Annotated in this window: 17 protein-coding genes; 10 read left to right on the forward strand and 7 right to left on the reverse strand. The window is 38.9% G+C overall.

Annotation, left to right across the window (positions count from 1 at the left end; translation table 11 throughout):
- Window positions 1-77 precede the first annotated feature (77 nt).
- The 3 genes from AOB46_RS10480 to AOB46_RS10490 all read right to left on the reverse strand — a co-directional run bounded on the left by AOB46_RS10480 (window position 78) and on the right by AOB46_RS10490 (window position 5,021).
- Window positions 78-710, reverse strand: coding sequence for a peroxiredoxin (locus AOB46_RS10480; RefSeq protein ID WP_062699052.1), 633 nt, complete (start codon window positions 708-710; stop codon window positions 78-80).
- Between the two features lie 149 nt (window positions 711-859).
- Window positions 860-3,799, reverse strand: coding sequence for a M16 family metallopeptidase (locus tag AOB46_RS10485; RefSeq protein ID WP_062699396.1), 2,940 nt, complete (start codon window positions 3,797-3,799; stop codon window positions 860-862).
- Window positions 3,800-3,821: 22 nt separating this feature from the next.
- Window positions 3,822-5,021 carry a pyridoxal phosphate-dependent aminotransferase gene (locus AOB46_RS10490; RefSeq protein ID WP_062699053.1) on the reverse strand — a complete coding sequence of 400 codons (1,200 nt, stop codon included), beginning with the start codon at window positions 5,019-5,021 and terminating at the stop codon, window positions 3,822-3,824.
- Between the two features lie 182 nt (window positions 5,022-5,203).
- On the opposite strand from AOB46_RS10490, the gene AOB46_RS10495 reads away from it, so the two are divergent.
- The 5 genes from AOB46_RS10495 to AOB46_RS10515 all read left to right on the forward strand — a co-directional run bounded on the left by AOB46_RS10495 (window position 5,204) and on the right by AOB46_RS10515 (window position 10,466).
- Window positions 5,204-6,037, forward strand: coding sequence for a GLPGLI family protein (locus AOB46_RS10495; RefSeq protein ID WP_082377073.1), 834 nt, complete (start codon window positions 5,204-5,206; stop codon window positions 6,035-6,037).
- Between the two features lie 103 nt (window positions 6,038-6,140).
- Complete coding sequence (gene rsmG / locus AOB46_RS10500; RefSeq protein WP_062699055.1) at window positions 6,141-6,776, forward strand: 16S rRNA (guanine(527)-N(7))-methyltransferase RsmG; 636 nt, start codon at window positions 6,141-6,143, stop codon at window positions 6,774-6,776.
- A gap of 59 nt (window positions 6,777-6,835) precedes the next feature.
- Entirely contained in the window at window positions 6,836-7,240 is a 405-nt protein-coding gene (locus AOB46_RS10505; RefSeq protein WP_062699057.1) for a hypothetical protein, read from the forward strand.
- On the forward strand, window positions 7,240-7,776 hold the full coding sequence (locus AOB46_RS10510) for a hypothetical protein (protein ID WP_062699059.1): 537 nt from the start codon (window positions 7,240-7,242) through the stop codon (window positions 7,774-7,776). The genes AOB46_RS10505 and AOB46_RS10510 overlap by 1 nt, the downstream gene beginning before the upstream one ends.
- Window positions 7,773-10,466, forward strand: a complete 2,694-nt coding sequence (locus AOB46_RS10515; RefSeq protein ID WP_062699062.1) for a PD-(D/E)XK nuclease family protein — start codon at window positions 7,773-7,775, stop codon at window positions 10,464-10,466. The genes AOB46_RS10510 and AOB46_RS10515 overlap by 4 nt, the downstream gene beginning before the upstream one ends.
- A 68-nt stretch (window positions 10,467-10,534) precedes the next feature.
- Here AOB46_RS10515 and AOB46_RS10520 read toward each other — a convergent pair whose 3' ends face one another.
- From AOB46_RS10520 to AOB46_RS10535, 4 genes are all read right to left on the reverse strand, one after another.
- Window positions 10,535-12,496, reverse strand: coding sequence for a T9SS type A sorting domain-containing protein (locus AOB46_RS10520; RefSeq protein WP_062699064.1), 1,962 nt, complete (start codon window positions 12,494-12,496; stop codon window positions 10,535-10,537).
- A gap of 161 nt (window positions 12,497-12,657) precedes the next feature.
- Window positions 12,658-13,836, reverse strand: a complete 1,179-nt coding sequence (locus AOB46_RS10525) for an acyl-CoA dehydrogenase family protein (RefSeq protein WP_062699066.1) — start codon at window positions 13,834-13,836, stop codon at window positions 12,658-12,660.
- A 129-nt stretch (window positions 13,837-13,965) separates the two neighbouring features.
- On the reverse strand, window positions 13,966-14,754 hold the full coding sequence (locus tag AOB46_RS10530; RefSeq protein ID WP_062699068.1) for an NUDIX hydrolase: 789 nt from the start codon (window positions 14,752-14,754) through the stop codon (window positions 13,966-13,968).
- A gap of 23 nt (window positions 14,755-14,777) precedes the next feature.
- On the reverse strand, window positions 14,778-15,962 hold the full coding sequence (locus tag AOB46_RS10535) for an MFS transporter (protein WP_062699070.1): 1,185 nt from the start codon (window positions 15,960-15,962) through the stop codon (window positions 14,778-14,780).
- A gap of 176 nt (window positions 15,963-16,138) precedes the next feature.
- On the opposite strand from AOB46_RS10535, the gene AOB46_RS10540 reads away from it, so the two are divergent.
- The 5 genes from AOB46_RS10540 (at window position 16,139) to AOB46_RS10560 (ending at window position 25,646) form a co-directional block, all read left to right on the forward strand.
- Window positions 16,139-18,970: a SusC/RagA family TonB-linked outer membrane protein gene (locus tag AOB46_RS10540; protein WP_062699072.1), complete on the forward strand. Its 2,832-nt coding sequence runs from the start codon at window positions 16,139-16,141 to the stop codon at window positions 18,968-18,970.
- A 10-nt stretch (window positions 18,971-18,980) separates the two neighbouring features.
- Window positions 18,981-20,420, forward strand: coding sequence for a RagB/SusD family nutrient uptake outer membrane protein (locus AOB46_RS10545; RefSeq protein ID WP_062699074.1), 1,440 nt, complete (start codon window positions 18,981-18,983; stop codon window positions 20,418-20,420).
- 2 nt (window positions 20,421-20,422) lie between these two features.
- Window positions 20,423-21,853, forward strand: a complete 1,431-nt coding sequence (locus tag AOB46_RS10550) for a glycoside hydrolase family 30 protein (protein ID WP_062699076.1) — start codon at window positions 20,423-20,425, stop codon at window positions 21,851-21,853.
- Between the two features lie 10 nt (window positions 21,854-21,863).
- Window positions 21,864-24,086: a beta-glucosidase BglX gene (gene bglX / locus AOB46_RS10555; protein WP_062699078.1), complete on the forward strand. Its 2,223-nt coding sequence runs from the start codon at window positions 21,864-21,866 to the stop codon at window positions 24,084-24,086.
- A gap of 120 nt (window positions 24,087-24,206) precedes the next feature.
- Window positions 24,207-25,646, forward strand: coding sequence for a glycoside hydrolase family 30 protein (locus tag AOB46_RS10560; RefSeq protein WP_062699398.1), 1,440 nt, complete (start codon window positions 24,207-24,209; stop codon window positions 25,644-25,646).
- Window positions 25,647-25,730: the final 84 nt, after the last annotated feature.

Genomic DNA, 25,730 nt, shown 5'->3' on the forward strand with positions numbered 1-25,730 from the left:
TAAATTTTAAGAGTTAAAATTTAACAATGTAACAATTCAATTGTTACATTGTTAAATTATTGGATTGCTAATTAAGTTTAGTTTTTAGCTAAATATTCTGCAGTAGAAGTTCTGTCTGCTTTCATTGCATCTTTTCCTTCTTCCCAGTTAGCAGGGCAAACTTCACCGTGCTTCTGAACGTGCGTGTAAGCATCGATTAATCTTAAAAATTCCTTTACATTTCTTCCTAATGGCATATCGTTTACAGCCTCGTGGAAGATTTTTCCGGTTTCGTCAATAAGGTAAGTTGCTCTGTACGTTACGTTAGAACCTGTGAAAGTTTCTTCCCCTTCTTCATTATATTCGAAATCCTGGTCTACAATTCCAAGGATGTTTGCCAATTGTCTGTGAGTATCAGCTAAAAGCGGGTAAGTTACTCCTTCAATACCTCCGTTATCTTTTGGAGTATTCAACCATGCAAAGTGTACTTCGTTTGTATCGCAAGAAGCACCAATTACTTTAGTGTTTCTTTTTTCAAATTCACCTAAAGCCTCCTGGAAAGCATGAAGCTCAGTAGGACATACGAAAGTGAAATCTTTAGGATACCAGAATAAAAGAACTTTTTGCTGATTAGAGGTAGCTTCTTCAAGGATGTTGATTCTAAGATCGTCACCCATTTCAGACATTGCATCAATTGTTACATTTGGGAATTTTTTTCCTACTAAAGACATAATTTTCTGTTTTTATATTTAAATTTCTGTTGCAAAGATAAAAATATTTTATCTATCAATCAAATCAATGTTAATAAATAAAATCTATAATTGTTTTTGGCTATTTAGCATGAAAAAAGCCCTGATTTCAGGACTTTTCATTTATATTTTTAATAACCAAATACTTCATTGAGGTTAAGCTTTTTAACTTCACCAAGCTTTTTCATATCTGCTTCGCTTACTTTATCCTGAGAGGCAACTAAACAATAGGTATAGCTTTTACCTTTCATCTCTTTATCGTGGAAAGTATTAATATCAGTAAAGGAAAGCTTGGGAGCCTGTTCGTAAACATTCTTTCTGATGTCGGTATTATTTCCAAGTTTCTGAGCTTTCAGGTAGGAGAAGATAATACCGTCCTGAGTAATTCTTTCAGAGGCGATTGACTTTTTCAACCCGCTTTTTGCCGTTTCAAACAGCTGCTCAGACTTTGGAAGAGTAGTTAGAAGCTCATTCATAGCTGTTGTAGATTCATTGAATTTATCAGCCTGAGTTCCTACATAAGCCATTACTACATCTTTATCTTCTTTTTTACCAGGAAGAGCGAAGTAGGAATATGTAGAATAAGCGAGTGCCTTAGATTCTCTGATGGTCTGGAACACGATAGATCCCATTCCGCCTCCGAAATAGCTGTTGAACAGGTTAACCGTAGGAGTAATGGAAGAGTTATACTGATCTGCGTTCCTTACCCAGAACACTTCAGCCTGTACCATATCATAATGGGCAAACAATACCTTGTTTTTATCCGTTGGAATCTGAACAAAAGTTTTCGTTTTTGGTAAATCCTTCAGGGTAGCAGGAAGCTTGTGCACCGGTGTTAAAGAAGCTACCACCTCATTTCCTGATTTTGGACCATAATACAATACTCTGTGTTTGAAGTTGAAAAGATCGTGAAGAATTTTAATCAGATCTTCAGCCTTCAGCGAATCAAGTTCCGCATCGCTTAAAACATTATTGAACGGGTTCTGAGGTCCGTACTGGGCATAGCTTCTAAGTCCCGCCATGATTGTCCCTTTATTCTGCTTGGCATTGGCTCTTGCTTTTTTAAGTCTTGCTTTATAAGCATCTAAAGCACCCTGGTCTGCCTGGCTGTTTTTGATCAGGTCTTCAAAAAGAGCGGCTGTTTTTTCAAAATTTTCATTCAGCCCCTCAATAGATACATAGGTTTCTTCATTGCCGGCGATTACGTTAAAGCTTGATGCCAGTTTGTAGAATTCTTTACTGATTTCTTCTGAAGATTTATTTTTTGTGCCCAGGTACTGAAGATATTCTGCTGCCAGAGGAAGGATCTTGTTGTTCCATTTTCCGGAGTCAAAGTGATAATACATTCTGAACAGGGAATTGTCTGTATTTTTTACAGAAAGCACATCTATGCTTCCCAGCTTATTTTTAGCAATATCCTTATCATAGTTCAGCCATATCGGAGAAATTGCATTTTCCGGCATTTCATCAATCTTCTTAAGGAAAGGAGACTGGTCTTCTCTGTTTACAGAAACCGGAGTGATCGTTGGCTTGTCTACTTTTACAATGCTTTTGTCTTCCCCTTTTTTCTTATAAACTGCAACGTAATTGTTGTTCTGAAGATATTTGGCAGCGAAATCCATAATGTCTTTCTTCGTCAGCTTAGAGATTTCGTCTACATATTGTAAAGAAACCTTATGATCAATACCGGAGGTAAATTCATCCATCAGAATGCCTGCTCTGGAAGAATATTTTTCATCCTTCTGGATAATGTTTTTCTTTTCGTTATTCACGATAGACTGGATAAGGTTATCAGAGAATTCCCCTTTTCTAAGCTTATCTATTTCCTGAAGGAGAAGCATTTTTACATCATCCATAGACTGTCCTTCAGTAGGTCTTCCCTGGATTAGCAGAACGGAGTAATCTTTTAAAATATAAGGAGAAGCAAAAGCGGACAGTAATTTCTGTTTTTTTACCAGATCTAAGTCAATTAAACCGGCTTGTCCGTTAGTCAGCATATTTCCTACCAGATTAAGCAGCCTCGCATCTTTTGTAGTGGCACCCGGAAATCTGAAACCTAACATTACGCTTTCGGGATTAGGGCCAACCACTTCTTTTATAATGGGAGATGTAATCGGTTTTTCCTGACCTATCTTATATTCAGGAACCGTTTTAGCCTTCATAAATGAGAATGCCTTATCAATTTTAGCGATTACTTCATCCGGATTAAAGTCTCCAGACATAATCACTCCCATATTATTGGGAACATAGTAGCTGTTATAATAATCTCTGATGGCTTTCAGAGAAGGATTTTTAAGGTGCTCAATGGTTCCTATAGTGGTTTGCTTTCCGTAATTGTTGTTGGGGAAAAGATTAGCAAACATCATATCAATAACTTTATCACCGTCATCATCAAGTGTTCTGTTTTTCTCTTCATAAACGGCTTCAAGCTCAGTATGGAAAAGTCTCAGAACCGGCTGTCTGAACCTTTCAGACTGTACGGCTAAGAACTTATCAATCACATTGGCCGGAATATCTTCTGTGTAAACGGTCTGTTCAAAAGAAGTGAAGGCGTTGGTTCCTTCGGCTCCCATTCCGGTCATCATTTTATCATATTCATTGGCAATCGCATATTTGGCTGCTTCACCGGAAACTTTGTCAATTTCCTTATAGATTTCTTTTCTTTTGGCCTCATCCGTTGTCTTGTTGTACTTTTCATAGAGAGCGTCAATCTGGTCCAGCAAAGGCTTTTCTTTCGCCCAGTCTTTGGATCCGAATTGATCAGTTCCTTTAAAAAGCATATGCTCCAGGTAATGTGCCAGTCCGGTATGATCTGCAGGATCGGTTTTGCTTCCCGCTTTGGTGGCGATATAAGCCTGGATCCTTGGGTCTTTATTGGTTGGACTTAAAATAACGGTCAGTCCGTTTTTTAACGTATAGTATCTTGCTGCTGTAGGGTCGTTGGTTACATATTTGTATTTGTAGCCGTTAGAAGTAGCTTCCTTCCATTGGAAATCCTGTCCATAGGCATAGCCGGCAAAACTTGCAGCGGCGATACTTGTTGCGATGGTTAGTTTTTTTAACAGATTCATTTTTGTTGCGTTATTGTATGCTTTATTTTGCACTGAATGGCTCCAGCAGGTTTTTGATTCGTTTCATGGCTTCTCTAAGGTCATCTTCTGATGCTGCATACGAGAATCTGATACATTCCGGGCTTCCGAAAGAAACTCCTCCTACACAGCCTACGTGGGCATTTTCTAAAAGGAACATGGCAAAATCATCAGAATCTTTGATCTCTGTACCGTTTAAAGTTTTCCCGATATAGTAGGAAACATCCGGGAAATAGTAAAATGCAGCTTTTGGAAGAACTACTTTAAAACCAGGGATTTCTTTGATCAGGTCATATACAAGATCTCTTCTTTTTTTGAAGGCATCAATCATGTATTTATATTCCGAAGGATCTGTTTTCAATGCGGTAATAGAAGCTCTCTGGGCCATCGTATTGGCTCCGCTGGTCATTTGACCCTGAATCTTTTCACACGCTTTGGCTAGCCACTCAGGACATGCAGAATATCCGATTCTCCAGCCGGTCATTGCATAAGCTTTAGACATTCCGTTGATTACGGCAGTCTGTTCATATACTTCAGGGAACTGAGCTATAGAGGTTGTTTTGGTTTCGTAGTTGATGAATTCATAAATTTCATCTGATATAACAGTAACGTGTGGGAATTTAGCAATAACTTTTGCCAGAGATTTCAACTCATCATATGTGTAATATCCTCCAGAAGGATTACATGGTGAACTGAAAAGGACAGCTTTGGTTTTTTCATTGATTGCTTCCTCCAGCTGTTCAGCCGTGATTTTGAAATCGGTTACATAAGAAGTGGGAAGCATGACCGAATTTCCGCCCATCATTTTCACCATTTCATCATAGCTTACCCAATAAGGAGCGGGAAGAAGAACTTCATCCCCGTCATTAATGATCGCTGCCAGTACGTTCAGGATCGCCTGCTTGGCTCCGTTTGACACACAGATTTGTGAAGGTTTATAGTCAAGATTGTTATCTCTTTTCAGTTTGTAGGCAACAGCTTCACGAAGTTCCAGAAATCCCGGAACAGGAGAGTAGTGGCTGTAGTTTTGATTAATAGCGTCGAAAGCGGCTTGTTTAATGTTATCCGGCACGTCAAAATCCGGCTCGCCAAGGGTCAGGCTGATTACATCGATGCCGCTGGCTTTCATTTCTCTTGCTTTGTTTGACATTACGAAAGTCTGCGAGTAACCCAGTCGTTTTACTCTATCTGAAAGTTTGTCCATGTAGTCTTTTTGAATTTTAACAAATATATAATAAAAACATCTTGCCGGGAAATAAAAATAAGCTTGTAGAAAAGATTTTTGTCAGGTTTCAATTTAATCACTAGATTTGGAAATAATATTGATTTGGGTAGCTTTGATCTGCTTTAGAAATTGATAATGTTTAATAATTGACGAACTTAAAAATGTACAAACTCCTTTTTATATTATCTGCAGCCCTTTTTTCTGCACAAAATTACCGCTTTGTCTATGAGTACAAGATGAAATCCGATATGGATAGTGATTCTCTTATTACCGATTATATGAGTCTGGATACCGACGGAAAAAGATCTTATTTCTATAATACTGCTAAGTATGAAAAGGATTCTGCCTATGCCGCTGAAAAGGATTTTGCAAAACTATTTAAACGCAGGAACTATAACAGAAATCTGAACTATCTCATTGAAAAAGATTATTCTAAAAAGACCCTCAGTTTTTATGATCAGTTTAAAAGTGTGAAACTGGTGACTACAGACAGTGAAATTCCACGGTGGAGAATAGAAAAAGAATTTGTTAAGATCAATAACATACAATGTCAGAAAGCAGTGACAGATTATAAAGGAAGAACCTGGGAAGCGTATTTCAGCAAAGATTATCCTGTAAATGACGGACCTTATAAATTCAGTGGTCTTCCCGGGCTTGTGGTAAGTATAAAAGATTCCGAGGGGCAGCACATGTTTAACCTGATCCAGATTAAAAAAATGAAAACCCTGTTTGACCGGGTTCCTGAAAACAGCAGGAAAATGTCTGAGAATGAATATAAAAAGCTCATGAAAAATTATACCTTCATTCCTTCGGAGGATTTTGAAGCATTCAATGCAGACACGAAGGCCGGAACTATAGGTGTTCAGCTGAAAGATGGTTATACAGTTCAGTACAATGTTAAAGAGCTGGAGAAATCTGTAAGAAAAGGAGAGACTATTGATGACGAGATCCTCAGAAGACTTAAAAGAACCAATAATCCGATTGAAAGGGATTAGAAATAGAAAACAGACTGTAAAAACGCAGTCTTTTTTCATATCCGGTCTTTAAAGTTTGAATAAAGCCAATAAAAACTTATTTTTGCGGTTTATAATAATTCATATGGCAATACCGTTACTATTAAAATACTTTCCGGATCTTACAGAAACACAGATTGAACAGTTTACCAGACTAGAGAAACTCTATCATGAATGGAATGAAAAAATCAATGTGATTTCCAGAAAAGATATGGATTCACTGTATGAAAAGCATATCCTGCATTCTTTAGGAGTAGCAAAGGTAATGGAGTTTGCCCCGGGCACAAAAGTCTTGGATATTGGAACCGGCGGTGGTTTTCCGGGAATTCCTTTGGCGATCCTGTTCCCGGATTCCGAATTTACCCTGATTGATTCCATCGGGAAAAAGATCAGCGTGGTACAGGCGGTGGCAGAAGGGGCGGGATTAAAGAATGTAACCGCTATTCATGGCCGTGCTGAAAAACTCAAAGAAAAGTTCCACTTTGTAGTAAGCCGTGCCGTGACCCAGATGCCTGAATTTTTAAGATGGCTGAAAGGGAAGTTTGAAAAAGAACAGTTTAATGCCAAACATAACGGAGTTTTGTATTTAAAAGGCGGTGACCTTGCAGAAGAGCTTGCAGGCCTTAAATGTGAAATTTTCAGCCTTAAAAACTATTTTGATGAAGAATTTTTTGATACTAAAAAAGTAGTGTATTTATCAAAAGGCAATTTTAATTCCTGATTTGGACAACAGGGGAATAATTTTTGCTGCTTCTTATTAATAATCAGTAAATTGAGGTTATGAAAAAACTTTTAAATATTGGATTTTCTGCATTATTTTTAGGGCTGCTTTTCATCTCCTGTAACGACGATGATTATCAGACTATAGAGTCAATAGGCAGAATTAAAATTGACAGTGTAAAGATAGTCAATGATACAATGGATGTTTTCTCCGTACAGAGTATCAGAACATATTCTACTTATCCTTCCCAGTGTGAAGGATTTTACGGGTATGATTATATTTATGACAATGATTTTGATAGATCAGTTACGGCTTACCGTTATATAAAAGACGGGCCTTGCAGCCAGAACAGCTATACCGGTGCCAGCCAGATCAATTTCAACCCGCGTTATAAAGGAAATTATACCTTCAGATTCTGGAACGGCGGAAACCAGTGGATTACCAAAACAATTGTGGTTAAGTAATGAGAATGATATTTGTATTCTGTTTTCTGGCTGTAAATATAGTCCGGGGGCAGAAAATAATCTGGAAGGAAGATCAGAAACTGGTTTGGGATAACTTTAAAAGCCCTGTTAACCGTAAAAACAACCCCAATGTGGCAGCCTATACCCACTGTGGTTGGGAATATTCTCTGGTAAAATCTTCCAACCCCAAAACTCCTGTAAAAATTGAAATACATGCTATTTTCAATGAAGAAAGATCGTGGAAAGATGTAAAAAAGATTAATGATTACATCCTTCTTCATGAGCAGAAACATTTTGATATTGCTGAATTGTTTGCCCGAAAGTTGAGAAAAGAAGTTGCTGAGAAAGTTATTACTTCGGGGGATTATGATAAGTATTTCAAAGCGGTTTATCAGAAAGTATCCAATGATTATCAGAATTTTCAGAAATCTTACGACAGGGAGACGCAGCACGGGATCAATGAAGATAAGCAGAAAGAATACAACGCCCTCATCTCTGAAGAATTAAACAACTTAAAAAGCTACCAGGCCTCTTGAAATTTCTCAATAAAATTATCCACGAACTACTGGAACAAAACCCGGATCTCTCGGCATTTAACATTGTATTGCCCGGGAAACGTCCCATCGTTTTTATCAGGCAGATTTTAGAAGAGAAGAGCTATTCCGGACTTCTTCCGAATTTCTTCACGGTAGAGGAATTAATAGACCGCATTGCAGACAAACAGCCAATCCAGGGTATTTCTCTCTGGCTTTTTGCATTTGATGTCTACAGAAGCCTTAATCTGATTCCCCGGGATGATTTTTCTGATTTTCTGAAATGGTTTCCTACCCTGCAGAAAGACTGGGACGATATTCTTAAATTTTCAGATAATGACCAGGTAGTTCTCCAGTATATGTTTGATGAAGAGAGAATCAAAGAATGGGCACAGGATCTGGGTGAAGATGATGATGTTCCAAGGAAAAAATTTCTTAATTTCTGGCAGAATATGAATATTTTTCTTCCGGTTCTGAAAGAGAGGCTGGGAGAGAAAAACTGGGCAACTTCTGGAATGATCCACGAAGCGGCAAAGTCGAAGATTGATGATTTTGCTAAAAACACTCCAGAGCATTTTGTTTTCTGTGGATTTAATGCATTTACGCCGGTAGAAGAAAAGCTTGTAAGAAGCCTTTTAAGATGGAATAAAGCCGAATGCTTTTTTCAGGCAGACCGTTATTATTTTGATGATGAAAGGCAGGAAGCCGGAAAATTTCTCCGGAACCATAAAATGTGGAAAGAGTTCAATGATAACAGAGACTTTCATTGGATTGAAGATGATTTTAACCAGCCAAAAAATATCAAAGTCTATGAAGTTTCAGGAAATGTAACGCAGACCAAAGTTCTTCCTGAAATTTTTAAAGAAATTGAGAATAAAACCTTTTCCAACACGGCAGTTGTACTGCTGGATGAAAATCTTCTGCCTGCCAGTTTAGATGTAATGCATGGCGTGCAGAACCTGAATATCACCATGGGGTTTCCGTTGAAAAACCTATCTTTTTCCAATGCTGTAAAACAGCTGTTTTACCTTCAGAAACAACTGGAAAAAAATAAAGCTTCCTACTATTACAGGGATGTTTTCCCTATTCTGGAAGAACTTCCGAAAACTGCGGAAGATGAAGTGATAATCAGTGATTTCAAAGCAAAAATTGAGGAAAGAAATATTGTTTACATATCAAAAAAACTGCTGCATGAGCTATTAGGCGGACTTTCTTACTACGATCTGCTTCAGAAGGCGGATCAAACAGGCGTTTACCTGGATAAACTTATTGCTTTCTGCAAGCGTATCAAATGGCTGGATATTGATGACATTCAGTATGAAAATGTTTCCCACTTTGAGAACGCTTTCAGAGTCATTAAAAACCAGTTAAGTCCATATGATTTTGAAATAAGGATGGAAACCCTTGAAATTCTGATCAATCAGTATATCAATTCAGAGAGTATTGATTTCCAGGGAGAACCGCTTCGGGGGCTTCAGATTATGGGGCTTCTGGAAACGCGTCTCCTGAACTTTGAAAATGTCATCATGCTTTCTGTGAATGAAGGAAAACTTCCTCTGGGAAATACACAGAATACCTATATCCCTTTTGATATAAGAAGATACTTTGATCTTCATACTTTTCTGGAAAATGACGGGATTTATGCCTATCACTTTTACAGGCTGATTCAGGATTCACAGAATGTCCATCTGTTGTACAATGCCCTGAGCTCCGGAGTGAATACAGGTGAAAAAAGCCGTTTTATTACCCAGATTGAAATGGAAAGTTCCCATCCGATAGAGCACCTGATTATTGAAAATTCTTCTGAACCTATTGCTTCCAAACCTATCGAAATTCCAAAGACAGCCATCGTTATGGAAAGGCTTCAGAAATGGAAAGAAAAAGTATCGGCTTCGCATCTTACCAGCTACCTTTATAACCCGATTGATTTTTATCTCTCCAAAATTCTGAACACCTCGGAAACAGATGAAATTGAAGAAGAACTGTCCGTAAAAAACTATGGAAATTTAGTTCACTATTCACTTCAAGAAGTTTATGAAATACTAAAAGGTAAGGTGTTAAAAGAAAGTGATTTACATAAATCAATTAAAGAAATAGATCAGTATATTGAAAAGGCAATTGAAAAGCTGAAGCACCAACCGGAGTTCTATGAAAAAGGAATGAATTATATTCACAAAGCAATTGCTAAAAAAGTGATTGAAAATATTCTTGCCCATGATCTTGAACTAATCAGAAACGGAAATGAACTGGAGATTCTGGATATTGAAAAAAGGTTTGAAAATGTAGATTTTTATCTCGAAGAAAAAGATAAAATTTCTTTCTTTGGATTTATTGACAGGATAGACCGTCTTAACGGGACCCTAAGAATTATCGACTATAAAACCGCCAAGATTAAAAATCTTACCGTAAAGATTGATGAGGATAATGTAGCGGACTATTTCCATAACAGTGACAGGAAACAGGCACTTCAGCTATGCATCTACCATTATGTCGTACAGAATCTTCCTGAGTTCTGGGGATTCCCTATTGAGACCGGAATCTGGAGCTTTGCTGAGGCCCGTAAAGGTGTGGTTTCTCTCCAGTTTGATAAAGGAAATATTGATGATGCGATGAGGTCTGTAAAAAATCTTATCCTTGAAATTCTGAATCCCGATCTTACCTTTGTAGAGAATGTAAAATCCTATACCCCTTAAAAACAAAATGCACTCCGTTGCCGAAGTGCATTCCATTTGAAAATGAAGAAATATAATATGAGAAGATACTAAAGTTTTATCTTTTTATTGATTATTTTTCCGTCAGAAAGAGTAAGCTGTACCAGATAAACTCCTGTTTCAAGGGTTTTTGATTCAAACTGAGACCTGTTTACATCCTGCTGTACAACCAATGCTCCTGAAATACTGTATATGCTGATGCTTTTTATATCTCCGGATGATCTGGCAATGACCTGACGGTTCTGTGCGAAAATGGCTGTTTTACCTTCGGATAGACGTCCGGTTATTATTTTACTGAACTGCAGATTATAGAAAGGAGTGGAAATCTCAAAAGTGTAATTCTGATTGTCGAGATCCTGAAGTGAGATTCCGTTATTTTCTGTATACTGTGCTTGGGAGACGGTCTTTATCAGGTTTCGCTGTTCATCAAAAATATTCACAGCAGACAGCTCATCAGGATTAATTTTAAGCTTTAAAACGGCATTGTTTTCAGATTGGACGATCTCGTTTTCAGTTATTTGCTGTGGAGTGCTTTTGATATAAGGAATCAACTTGTTTTCATTATTTTCCAGGACTTTCAGCAGATAAATTCCATCATGAAGGTTAGCCAGATTATTTTCTGTTACATATTTTGCGGCTGTTTTTTCTTTATTGAAATCTGTGATTTCCAATAGCTGCATATTTCCCAGGTCAGGTTTGATTTGGGAAGAATATAAAGAACCCTTTTGCCCGGAACTTATTGTCTGATCGTTATTTCCTGCCTGCTTAGAAGTAATCATTGCCCACTGATTGAATAATCCTCCGCTTCTGAGCGTATTGAACTTAGCATTGGAAGCCAGAACAAAAGGAACAATTCCTCCCACATGTCCCAGAGGTCCCCAGTAGAATGAGTCCAGCTTGTATTTGTCCAGATCCCACCAAGGGTAATATCCACGCTGTACACTGATTGTTTTAGAAGTATTTTCCGGCGGGATAGCCAGATCTACAGTGGAGTGCCCCAATGTCATCGGGGTTTTATTATACCAGTCGTAAACATCTTTAGGCTTAAGGCATTGTCTTAGCTTATTATTCGGATTGGCGGTAACATCACTGACAAAATTTGAGGTGAAAAGGTTTCTCCAGATAACAGGTCCCCACAGAAGGCCGCCATTATCCTGAACCACGTGATAATTGTATTTGTCCAGATATTCTGATGAAATAACTTCTGAAATATTGCTGTTATAAGTTTTATATCCTGTATTGTTGCAGGTGTGAAGTACATTGGCCAAAAATGAAGTAAAAGGGTAGAAGTCTTTTTCCAGAACTCCTTTATTCAATGTAACCTCTGAAAAATCATAAGGTCCGTCACCCATATATGCATACTTGAATTTCAGATTGTCAGGGTTTGAAATACTGAGTCTTTTCAACGTTGACATAGCAGCATGTGCTCCCTGAGAATAGCCAGCCAGAAAATATTCGTTATAACGTTTGATTCCTAACTGACCAAGGACTTGATTGGCAGCTGTAATGAAATCTATCGTAGCACCAGCCTCAGTTGCATAATCCACATAAGGATGGACACCATCCCCGCTGCCCATTCCCACATAATCAGGAGCCATAAGAATGTAGCCATTCAGAACATAAGAAAGTTCCACCACAAACCCTGCACTAAGAGCGCCTTTCAGGTTAGACGGAACATTATGCCGGCTGTCCGTAGTTCCGTGATCAGAAACAACCGTTGAAAGCTTATAATCCACGTTGGGATACATCAGAAGCCCCGTTGCCTTCACCAGAATATTGTTCTCGTTTTTAGTATAATAGGTAATTTTATACCCTTTTAAACCTACATTGAAGCCATTCAGATAGTTTGTAAAATCAGGAGCATTCTGTTCACCGAGATTCCCGGCTATGAAATTAATAACACCCTGTGGAGTAAGATCAAGTTTCTGCTCAATGCTTACCACATCTCCGGCCTGTTGAGCCAGATAAAAAGGAGCCGTAAAACCCAGCAAAAAGAAAGATAGTTTTTTCATATTAATGTATTATGGTGATATTAAATTAGTTGTTTTTAATAAAACCTTTAATACATTATCAGATCAATAATTATTCATTGAATATAAATTCGCTGTAAAGTGAGTAAAACAAAGGATTCCGGCCGAAGGCCGGAATCCTTTGTTTTATATTGGGGCTTTAATTAAAAAGCATTGATACCCGTAATATCCAAACCGGTAATTAATAAGTGAACATCGTGAGTTCCTTCATACGTAATCACCGATTCCAGGTTGGCAGCATGTCTCATCATCGGGAATTCACCCATGATTCCCATTCCCCCAAGAATCTGTCTTGATTCCCTTGCAATATCAATCGCCATTTTCACATTGTTGCGTTTAGCCATGGAGATCTGTGCAGGTGTTGCTTTATGATCGTTTTTAAGATTTCCAAGCTGAAGACATAATAACTGAGCTTTTGTAATTTCAGTTAAGAATTCAGCCAGTTTTTTCTGCTGAAGCTGGTAGGAGCCAATTGGTTTTCCAAACTGCTTTCTTTCCTTAGAATACTGAACAGCTGTACAGTAGCAGTCAATAGCAGCACCAATCACACCCCATGAAATTCCGTATCTTGCAGAATTCAGACAGGATAAAGGTCCCTTTAATCCGCTTACGCCCGGAAGAAGGTTTTCTTTAGGAACTTTTACATCATTAAATACCAGTTCTCCGGTTTTTGAGGCTCTTAAACTCCATTTGTTATGCGTTTCCGGGGTTGTAAAACCTTCCATACCTCTTTCAACGATCAGTCCCTGTATTTTTCCTTCCTCATTTTTAGCCCACACTACAGCAATATCGCAAAGCGGAGAATTGGTGATCCACATTTTGGCACCATTAAGCAGGTAATGATCCCCCATATCTTTGAAATAAGTTTCCATAGAACCGGGATCAGAGCCATGATTAGGCTCAGTAAGACCAAAAGAACCGATCATTTCTCCTGAAGCAAGTTTAGGAAGGTATTTTTTCTTCTGCTCTTCAGATCCGAACTCATTGATCGGGAACATAACAAGAGAGCTTTGCACAGAAGCCGCAGAACGTACTGCAGAATCTCCTCTTTCCAATTCCTGCATGATAAGACCGTAAGAAATCTGATCAAGGCCGGAACCTCCGTACTCCACTGGAATATAAGGACCCAATGCTCCGATTTTTCCCAATTCTCTCATTAAGCCGGGAAGGTCAGTATGGTTTTGTGCAGCCTGGTCAATCTGTGGCATTACAAAACTTTCTACCCAGTCTCTTACAGATTGGCGGATCAGTTTGTGTTCTTCAGTAAGTAAAGCATCAATTCCATAATAATCAGGGATGCTTGTAAGAGGATAATATGACATGATTTTTTGATTTGTTTAAAAATAGTACTTTTCAGGCGGTTTGGAAAATTTTTTTAAAAGCCTTGTTAATTATTGATTTTCAGTAACATGTGTTATTTTTGCTCAATTCGTATTACAAAATGTCCAGCTTTAAGAATCCTCATCATTAGAGATAGGATACTGATGGGGAGAATTGTGAATTTTATTCTTGAATTTATACAGGTAAGGAGCTTTGTTGGCAGAACCGTCATAAAACTTTTCCAGTCTGTCCAGAATATTTAAGCTTAATATTTTACGCTGGAAATTATTTCTTCTGAATTTCTGTCCTAAAATAGTTTCATACAGCATCTGAAGATCCTTCATTGTAAACTTTTCAGGTAGAAGATTGCTGGCTGCTGCCTCAGTATTGATATTCATCCGAAGGTACTCCAGTCCGGTTTCTATGATCCGGTCATGATCAAATGCCATTTTAGGCAGATTATTCACTTCAAACCATTCACAGCTTTCATTAAAAGCATCAGGAAAAGTATCTGCAATGGAAAAATCAATAAGACTGCAATATCCTACGGTAATAAACCTCTGAAAGATCCAGTGGTCTTTAGGTACCTCAATCCCTTTATTCCGAAGCAGGATCTGGTGCACATTATTCTCGGTACGGTCTATTCTTCCGAAAGTATGAAATTGTTTTAAAAACAGATCTTTCAGATGAGTTCTTTCATACAAAACCCTAGCTGCAGCTTCACGAAGATCTTCATCATTAAAAACAAAGCCGCCGGGAAGCGACCATAGATCAAGATCATGATATTTTAAAAGCAGAACTTTCAGAATATTATTGTGAAACCCGAAAATAGTGCAGTCAACAGATATATGTGCTACAAAATCTTTTGTATCAATAAGTTCCTGAAGGGTTTCTTTGCTTTTTGTGTCTTTGAGCTTCATGGCAGTAAAAATAAAATTATTTTCTAAATTTTCCTTCCTGACAGCTTAAAATATATCAAACTTACCGTAAGAAGCACTGAAACAGCAAGTAATATATAAACAGGATAATAATTTAAGAGCTCTTTTCCGAAAAGAAGTGACATGATGATAGAGCTGACGGAGCTTCCTAAGGAAGAGAAAATAACAATAAGAGACGTAAACAGGTTGATTTTGTCTTTATCAATCTGCGCAATCATTTTTGAATTCACAACGGGGTAGAGGGGAGATAAAAATAACCCGATCACCGGAAATAAAAATACCAATATTCCGGAGTTTTCGGATATGGAATACTGAATTCCAACAATAAGGGTGAGCACAGCCATGATCAGGCCAATGCAAAGCAGATAGTATTTAGATAATGAAAACCTCTGGATGATGTTGGCGGTTGCTGTTCTTCCGGCATAGGAAAAAAGAGCAAGAAAAGAGGTCGCCTGCAGGGAGAAGAACGAATCAACCTTCAGGTGATTTTTGTAAAAAGAAGGCAGCCAGGAATTAAATCCCTGTTCCACAAATACAATAAAAAAGATAACCCCTAAAAATGCGATGGTCACGGGATTGACAAAACCGGACAGTTCAGAAATAATCCCCTTCGTTTCAGTTTTTTTAGCTTCTGAAATCGTTAGCCGTGAGAATAAAAATAGGGTTACAGCCGAAAGCAGGGCAATGGATAAAAAACCAAATTTCCAGAATTCGGAATATTGGCTTGAAATAAGCCATCCAAAACCCATATTCACTACAAAAATGCCGATCATAAAAGAAGCTTCCACACTGTTCATGGTCTGGGCAAGTGATTTTTCATCCGAAATATTATTCCTGATAATTCCAAAAACGCAGATTTTTCCAATAGCAAAACAGGTTCCGATAATGGCAAACCATACTTTGTAGAACCAGAAATCTTCAATAAATGGAAGAAGGCACGAGCAGGTTCCTACAATTACTAATGCTGTGATCAGAGCCTTTTTTGTTCCGGTTTTACCGATGAAATTTACCGCAAAAAGAGAAATAAAAGCAATCGGAAGGTCTTTGAATGACTCCAAAAAACCCAGTTTTTCATAAGAAATGTCCTCAGAAAGCTGAAGGATAACCAATCCCATACAGTTCAGTACCATTGAAAAAATAAGGAAAGTCAATTTTAACGGAAGTGAAATATGGGAGAGCTTGGCGGTCATTTTGGAGATTATTTTTTAAGTTTTTATAACTTTTTTTATGAATTATGATGCAAATTTAAGCCTTTAAAGCCCCAAAAATAAAAGAAAAATTAAAATATTTATGAAGACAATGTTAATTAATTAAAAAAAAATATATTTTTATTGTCTCAATTTGAGAATTAAAAACTAACTCTAGTATGAATATAAGAATATCAGGAAGTTTTGGATTGGCCGCAGTGCTGTATTTTACAGCCAATTTCAATGCCCAGACCAAAGTAAAAGATTCTGTTCCCAAGGAAAATAAAATAGATGAGATCGTCATGATCGGATATGGAGGAGTGAAAAAGCAAAATCTTACCAGCGCTGTCTCTTCAGTAAAAGCGGATGCTTTTGATAACAGACCCATTTACAGTGTAGGACAGGCTTTACAGGGACAGGCGGCAGGAGTGAATGTAATCCAGGCTTCCGGAAAACCAGGGGCAGCCCTTGATGTGAAAATAAGGGGAAACAATTCAATTTCATCCTCGGTAAGTCCTCTGTATGTAGTTGATGGAATCCAGACCAATGACATCAGCGGACTTAACCCTGACGATATTGTTGATATGACAATTCTTAAAGATGCATCTTCTACTGCTATTTACGGTGTAAACGGATCTTCAGGAGTTGTTATCATTACAACCAAAAGAGGAAAGCAGGGAAAGCCCCAGCTTAATTTTAATGCCTATTGGGGAATTTCAAAAACCGTGAAAAATATTGATGTGCTGAATCTGGACCAATATAAAGCCCTAATGGCGGATATTCAGGCAAACGGCGGATCAGACTATCTTTCCACTGTTACCAATCCCAGATATGCAGGCATTGATACCGATTGGAGAAAAGAGGTTTTCCAGACCGGATTTGACCAGAACTACAACGTAAACTATGCTTTTGGAAACGAAAAAGTAAAAGCGTATACCGCATTAGGGTATCAGGATATTGAAGGGATTATCAAACCGGCTCATTTTCAGCGGACTTCGGTGAAAGTAAATTTAGATGCAGTCATTACACCATGGCTCAAACTAAACTCCTCAGTAAACTATTTCTTGACTTCACTCACCAATACCAACGATAATTTAAGTACCGCGAGGGGTGGAGTTGTTCTAAGTGCTTTCAATACGCCAAGCTTCCTGCCGGTATACGGAACAGATGTTAATTTTATTCCGTCAGATGGAGTAGTGTATAATCAGACGACAGGCCAGATCAATGACGGATATAAACCAGGACAGTTTGCTCCGAACCCTTATCAGTCATCCTGGGAAAACCCTGTGGCTTATCAGTCTAGAAAAGATAAAACCCAAACCCAGCGTTTCCTCAGCAATTTAGGCCTTGATGTGAAAGTTCTGAAAAACCTGGTATGGAAGCCGAGTATTTCGTTTGATATGACAGATTCCCGGAATACAAAATTTACAGACGGATTTCAGACCAGCTACGGAAGATCAAAATCCGGAATAGGTTCTCAGGAATTCTACCAGTATCAGGAGTATAATTTTGAAAATACTTTAACTTATAGCCTGAAAAACGAAACTCATGATTTTTCATTACTCGGAGGGGTTCAGATCAATCAAAAAAGCATTCAGAACCAGTATTATTCAGGAGAAAAATTTCCGGAAGGTACTATGAAGTTCAATTATGATCTTGCTGAAACACAGGGATATGATAAACATAAAGAAATATTGAGAAATGCTTCCTTTTTCGGAAGAGCTTTGTATACCTATGGCGGAAAATATACTTTAATGGGAGTGTTCAGGTATAACGGCTTTTCAGGATTGGCTCCGGATAGAAAATGGGGGTTCTTCCCAGGAGTATCTGCTTCTTGGCTAGTGTCTAAAGAAGATTTCCTGACAGACAGTAAAGTGATCAGTGAACTGAAGCTTAGAGGAGGATGGGGACAGACGGGTAATGTTTCCGGAGTTCCTGCCTATTCGCACTTTAGTCTCTTTGATCCTTATTGGTCCAATGGAGAAGCTGTTTACAGTGTGGGGCAGTATGACAGCAGTGACCTTACGTGGGAAACAACAACGGATGCGAATGTAGGCTTGGATCTGGGTTTATTCAGTAACCGTATCCGCCTGGCTGTGGATGCTTACAAAAGAACAACCAAGGATCTTGTATTTCCTTTTATTCTTGGAAATACAATCGCGCCGATCTACAGAAACTTCGGAAGTCTTGAAAACAAAGGGCTCGAATTCTCATTGAATACTGTAAATGTTAAAAATGAAAACTTTACCTGGAACAGCTCATTTAATATTTCATTTGCTAAGAACAAGATTACGGAACTCAGCGAAAAATATCTCAAAACAGTATCGGCAGGTGGGGTAGATGGATATGATCAGATTGTACGTTTCCAGCCGGGGCAGGCTTTAAGTACTTTTTATGGGTATAAAGTAGACCGTGTAGACCCTAATACCGGGGATCTGATTTATAAAGATCTTGATGGAAACGGATATGTAAGTGTAGACGACAAAGCTATTATCGGTGATCCTAATCCGAAATATACCTTTGGCTTCAGCAATAATTTTACTCTGAAAAATTGGTATATGGATGTTTTGATTACCGGTTCTGTAGGAAATGATGTATTTAATGCGACCCGTTTTGATCTGGAAATGATGAATGATTATAAAAACCAGTCAACAGCTGTTCTCAACCGATGGACTACGCCGGGACAGATTACTGATGTTCCGAGAGCCAACTCGGCTTCTGCACTGGCTGTTTCAGACAGATTTGTAGAAGACGGATCTTATATAAAGCTGAAAGCGGTGACACTGGGTTACAACTTTAACAATCCTTTTAAAGGAGTAAGCAAATTAAATGTATATGTAACCGGACAGAATATCTTTACGATTACTGATTATTCCGGAATGGATCCTGAAGTGAACGCTTTCAGTCCTAACAGAAATACATCTGGTGCCGAAAGATCTGTTTTTGGAATAGACTACGGAACCTATCCTCAGGTAAGAACTTTTATCATCGGTTTAAAAGCTAACTTCTAAATTATTCACAATGAAAATCAATAAAGCAATATATTATTTATTTGGAGCATCGGTTCTTTTAACAACCGTTTCCTGTAATGACTTTTTAGATACCGAACCTATTACGGAAGAGGGGATTCCAATTGAAAATCCATTGAAAACCGCTGATGATGCAAATAAAAGAATGAATACGATTTATGCTGCATTTGGTAACGAGTACTGGCAGCTGGATTATTTTATGAATGGAGATTCTCAAACTGATATTTCCTATGCGGGAGCAGACAATATACAGAATTTTCAGCAGGATGAGTACCGTATTATTGCTACCAATGCTAATGTATCAAGGGACTGGAGATACCTGTACGGATTTATTAATGATTGTAATATGATCCTGAATTATGTGGATGAAATCAGTGATCCTGCCCTTACAGCAGCCCGGAAATCTGAAATGAAATCTGAGGCAGCCATTCTTAGGGCATTGTATTATTTTCATGCTGTCCAGCTTTGGGGCGATATTCCGTTGGTAACAAAAGCAGTCATAGGAGTCAACTCTGGTAATTTCGATGAAGTATACAGTCAGGTATATCCTGCGAGGAAAACAGTAAAAGAAGCCTATGATCTGATTATTGCCGATCTGGAGGGAGCCATTGCCAATGCACCATCAGGAATTCAGAAATACAGAGCCAATAAAAACTTTGCTTATGGCCTTCTGGCGAAAGTATATGCCTCAAAGCCGAATCCGGACTGGACTAAAGTAAAACAATATGCTTCCAATATTTCAGGAGTAAACCTCCTTCCTGTGTATGATCAGCTTTTTGACGGTACGCATGAAGCCAATGCGGAGTCTATCTTTGAAGTTGATGGAAATGCCGGAACAGTATGGGCGTGGGGGTCATCCATGTTTTATGGAACAGACTGGAAAAAATTCAATGTTCCGTCCAATGATCTCGTAAAAGCATTTAATGATGCCGGAGATACCCAGCGTTTAAACAGTTCTGTTAAATTTTCACCGGTAAGCTGGTCAGATAAGTATTGGACGAGTAATAACTATCCATTCATGTATAAAATGAGGAAAACCGATGGAACTCAGAATTTTTATATCCTGAGATATGCAGACATTCTTCTGCTACAGGCAGAAGCAGCGGTGAGGTCCGGAGATTATACGGGTGCTGCAGGTTTTATCAATCAGGTAAGGTCAAGAGCGGGACTTTCTCCGGTTGCGATTTCATCGGAAACAGACGGAATCCAGAAAGTGCTTCAGGAAAGAAAGCTGGAACTTGCATTTGAAGGTCAGCGCTGGTTTGACCTTAAAAGAACGGGAACAGCAGTTGCGATTCTTTCCCAGCAGAAAGACGGAAACGGAGTAATACTGCCTTATGCTGCCAATGTCAATCAGAACAGGCTGTTATGGCCCATTCCGCAGGGGCAGAGAGATAACAACCAGAACCTAACTCAAAATTCCGGTTATTAAATATGAAGTTTCACAACTTATATAGTTTCTTTTTTAACGGTACCGCACTACTATGTGGTGTGGTACTTTTTCCTTTATCATCGTGTACATCTGTAGCAGGTAATAAAGGCAATGAAGTTCATTTCTGGCTTACAAAAGGAGATCAGAGTGTAAAATTACAGCGGCAGACTTCGGTGAAGTTTACCCAAAACAGTAATAACCTTCAGAATATTGTAATTGATGAATCCCAAAAGTTCCAGTATGTAGATGGTTTCGGATATACCTTAACCGGAGGAAGTGTGGAAGTCATCAACCGTCTTTCACCTGCCAAAAGAAAAGCATTATTGAATGAGCTTTTTGGAGATGATGAAAATTCGATCTCTGTGAGCTATCTCAGGTTAAGTATCGGAGCTTCAGATCTGGACGGAGAAGTTTTTTCATATGATGATCTGCCGGAAGGGCAGGCTGATCCTTCTTTGTCTAAATTCAGTCTGGCAAAAGATAAAAACCTGATTGCTATGCTGAAAGAAATCCTGGCAATTAACCCTTCAATAAAAATCATTGCAGCACCATGGTCGGCTCCCGTGTGGATGAAAGATAACGGGAAATCAAAAGGAGGCAGCTTAAAACGTGAATTTTACGGGGCTTACGCCAATTATTTTGTAAAGTATATTCAGGGAATGAAGAAAGAAGGAATTCATATTGATGCTATCACGCCCCAGAATGAACCCTTACATCCCGGAAATAATCCAAGCCTGTATATGCCTTCTGAACAGCAGAGAGACTTTATCAAAGGCTTTTTAGGACCTGCTTTTAAAGCCAACGGGATCAAAACCGGAATTGTGGTATACGATCATAACTGTAACAAACCGGAATATGCCCTTGATATTCTGAAAGATCCTGAAGCTTATCAGTATATTGACGGTTCTGCCTTTCATTTATATGAAGGGGATATTTCAGCTTTAAGCACGGTTCATAACGCTTTTCCGGATAAAAATTTGTATTTTACCGAACAGTGGACCGGATCGAAAGGAACTTTTAACGAAGACCTGAACTGGCATATCAAAAATGTGATCATCGGCTCCATGAGAAACTGGAGCAAAACGGCTCTGGAATGGAATGTGGCTAATGATCCGCAGTATAAACCTCATACCGATGGCGGTTGTACGGAATGTAAAGGAGCAATAACAGTTTCCGACAGTGAAAACTTTACCCGAAATGTTTCCTACTACATTATAGCCCATGCCTCCAAATTTGTTCCTGCAGGCTCTCAGCGTATTGCTTCCACACAGACAGAACATCTTTCTACGGCAGCATTTAGAACCCCAGAAGGAAAAACAGTTCTTATTGTGCAGAATGGAAGCAGCACCGATGAAAATTTTAATATACAATATAACGGAAAGACAGCTGCTGTAAAAATCTCCGGAAATTCAGCAGCAACCTACATTTTTTAATAAACTAATTATGAAGAAGGCTTATTTTTTACTTGCATTTTCAGCATTGGGCATGAATGCCTACGGACAGAAAACAGTTGATCAGAAGGTTTCAGAACTCCTGTCCAAAATGAGCCTGGAGGAAAAGGTAGGGCAGCTGGTACAGTACAGCGGATTTGAATATGCTACAGGCCCGCAGAACTCTAATTCTGCAACGGTTTTAGAAGAAATTAAAAAAGGAAGGGTAGGATCTATGCTTAATGTGGCAGGAGCTGAAGAGACCAGGGCTTTTCAGAAGCTTGCTTTACAGTCCGGGCTGAAAATTCCTTTACTGTTCGGGCAGGATGTTATCCACGGATATAGAACCACTTTTCCGGTTAATCTCGGACAGGCTGCCAGCTGGGACCTCGGGCTTATTGAAAAATCGGAAAGAATTGCCGCAACAGAAGCTTCTGCATACGGAATACACTGGACTTTCGCCCCGATGGTAGATATTGCCAGAGATCCAAGATGGGGAAGGGTAATGGAAGGTTCCGGAGAAGATACTTATCTGGGCACGCAGATCGGGCTCGCAAGAATCAGAGGCTTTCAGGGAAAAGGATTGGGAAGCCTTGATGCTGTGATGGCCTGTGCCAAACACTTTGCAGCATATGGTGCAGCAGTGGGAGGGAGAGACTATAATTCTGTGGATATGAGCTTAAGACAGCTTCACGAAACCTATCTGCCTCCTTTCAAAGCGGCTGCAGATGCCGGTGCAGCTACTTTTATGAATTCTTTTAATGACATCAACGGAATTCCGGCAACGGCCAACTCATATATTCTCAGAGATCTTTTAAAAGGAAGATGGAATTATAAAGGGTTTGTGGTCTCAGACTGGGGTAGCATAGGGGAAATGATTCCCCATGGTTATGCCAAAGATGCGGGAGAAGCGGCTGAAAGAGCCATTGAAGCGGGAAGTGATATGGACATGGAAAGCCGTATGTATATGGCAGAACTTCCCAAACTGGTAAAAGACGGAAAGGTAGAAATTAAGCTGATAGATGATGCTGCCGGCAGAATCCTGAAAAAGAAATTTGAAATGGGACTTTTTGAGGATCCCTACAGATTCAGCAGTGAAGAAAGACAAAAAGAGCAGACTCATAATACGGAACACCGGAAATTCGGAAGAGAGTTTGGTTCAAAAAGTATTGTACTGCTTAAAAATCAGGGAAATATATTACCTCTTTCAAAATCAGTAAAAACAGTTGCCCTGATTGGTCCTTTCGGGAAAGAAACAGTAGCTAATCACGGATTCTGGTCAATTGCTTTTAAAGATGACCAGCAGAGAATTGTCTCCCAGTTTGACGGAATTAAAGGCCAGCTGGATAAAAACTCCACTTTATTATATGCAAAAGGCTGCAATGTAGATGACAATGACAGATCCATGTTTGCTGAAGCTGTTGAAACGGCAAAAAAAGCCGATGTAGTGATTATGACACTGGGAGAAGGGCACGCGATGAGTGGAGAAGCAAAAAGCAGGAGCAGTATCGGGTTTACAGGAGTTCAGGAAGACCTTTTAAAAGAAATAGCAAAAACAGGAAAGCCCATTGTTCTGATGATTAATGCCGGAAGACCCCTGATCTTTAACTGGGCAGCTGATCATATTCCGGCCATCATGTATACCTGGTGGCTCGGTACGGAAGCCGGGAATTCTATTGCTGATGTCCTGTTCGGGACCGTAAACCCCGGAGGAAAACTGCCGATGAGCTTTCCAAGAACGGAAGGGCAGATTCCGGTTTACTACAACCATTACAATACGGGAAGACCTGCCAAAAACAATACAGACCGGAATTATGTTTCGGCCTATATTGACCTTGATAATGATCCTAAATTCCCTTTTGGCTACGGCCTTAGTTATACTGAATTTAAGTATTCCGATATGAACCTGAGCTCCACAGCTTTGAAAGGAAATCAGACTTTAACGGTTAGCGTTACCGTTTCCAATACCGGAAAACATGATGGAGAGGAGGTTGTACAGCTCTATGTGAGAGATTTATTCGGAAAGGTAGTAAGACCCGTGAAAGAGCTGAAAGATTTTCAGAAAGTACTGATCAGAAAAGGTGAAAGTAAGGCCATAACCTTTAAGCTGACGCCGGAAAATCTTAAATTCTTTGATAATGATCTGAATTATGACTGGGAAAGTGGAGAGTTTGACATTATGGTAGGTACCAGCTCCCAAAATGTTCAGACCAAAAGAATCAGCTGGATCAAATAAAAATGAGATATTTGCCGGCAATTTTCAGCCTTGCAATAAAAGGAAGAATTAGGTTTCTGCCTATCAGGTAAATTAAAAATAATGAAGCGAGGGCGTATTCGTCCAAAAAGAGAGAAAGATATGAAAAAACTAATCGTAAGCTGTCTGGCAGCGGGAGCTGTTTTGAATGTGAATGCACAAAACTACTGGAAGAAAAATGCAGGGAAAACGGCCAGGGTTATCCTTACCAATTCCAAAACCGGCGAAAAAATGGCAGACAAAGGAGCCGTGAAATTTGAAAAATTCGGGCAGCCCAAAGAAACAGATGCCTGTATTTTTGTAGATCCTGATTTCAGATACCAAAAGCTGATCGGGATAGGAGGAGCTGTTACAGATGCTTCTGCAGAAACATTTTACAAAATGCCTAAGGATAAGCAGAAAGAAATTATTGATGCTTATTTCGGGAAAAACGGTTTAGGATATACCGTAGTCCGTACAAATATGAATTCCTGTGATTTTTCAAGTGATTCTTATACGTATGTAGCGGATAATGATACTTCGTTGAGGTCATTCAGTATTGCACATGATGAAAAATATAAGATCCCTATGATTAAGGAAGCCCAGAAGGCAATAGGGAAAGATTTTACATTTTATTTTTCCCCCTGGAGCCCCCCGGCATGGATGAAGTCTAACAAAAGTCTTTTCAAAGGAGGAAGACTTGAAAACCAGTATTATCAGACCTGGGCAGATTATTACATTAAATTCATCAAAGAATATGAAAAAAGAGGAATTAATATCTGGGGACTGACGATTCAGAATGAGCCAATGGCCACTCAAACCTGGGAATCTTGCATTTATTCAGCGGAAGAAGAAGGAGATTTTCTTAAAAATAATTTAGGACCCACACTCTGGAAAAATGGCTATAAGGATAAAAAAGTAATGATCTGGGATCATAACAGGGATCTGATCTACCAGAGGGCAACGACTACATTAAGTGATCCGGAAACTTCAAAATATGCTCACGGAATCGGGTACCACTGGTATGAAACCTGGAACAACAAAACACAGCTGTTTGATAATTTAGCAGAAACCCAGAGAGCTTTTCCGGATAAATTCCTTGCTTTTACGGAAGGCTGTAAGGAACAGTTCAGCATGACAAGAATTTATGATGTAAGCCTGGGAGAGCTTTACGGAAGAAATATGCTGAATGATTTCAATAAAGGAACCGCTTTATGGACAGACTGGAATGTTCTTCTTGATGAAACAGGAGGCCCGAACCATGTCGGAAACTTCTGCTTTGCACCGATTATTGCTGATACCAAAACAGGAGAGGTGCATTATACCTATGAATATTATTATGTAGGACACGTTTCAAAATTCATTAAGCCCAAGGCTCAGAGAATCGGAAGTTCTTCCAACAGGGCTGCTCTTACTTCAACTACTTTCATGAATGAAAACGGGCAGCTGGTGACGGTAATTATGAATGATTCCGATAATGATATTGAAACCAATCTATGGATTGAAGGAATGTCTGCAAAATTATCTGCTCCTGCACATTCTATACAGACCGTAATTATATAAACTTCATATTAATTATTTTTTATAAAGGCTGGCTTTTTTTAGTCAGTCTTTTTTATGGTGAATCTAACTTTTGGAATGTTTTCC

The organism is Chryseobacterium indologenes (assembly GCF_001295265.1).
In the GTDB taxonomy this organism is placed as follows: domain Bacteria; phylum Bacteroidota; class Bacteroidia; order Flavobacteriales; family Weeksellaceae; genus Chryseobacterium; species Chryseobacterium indologenes_A.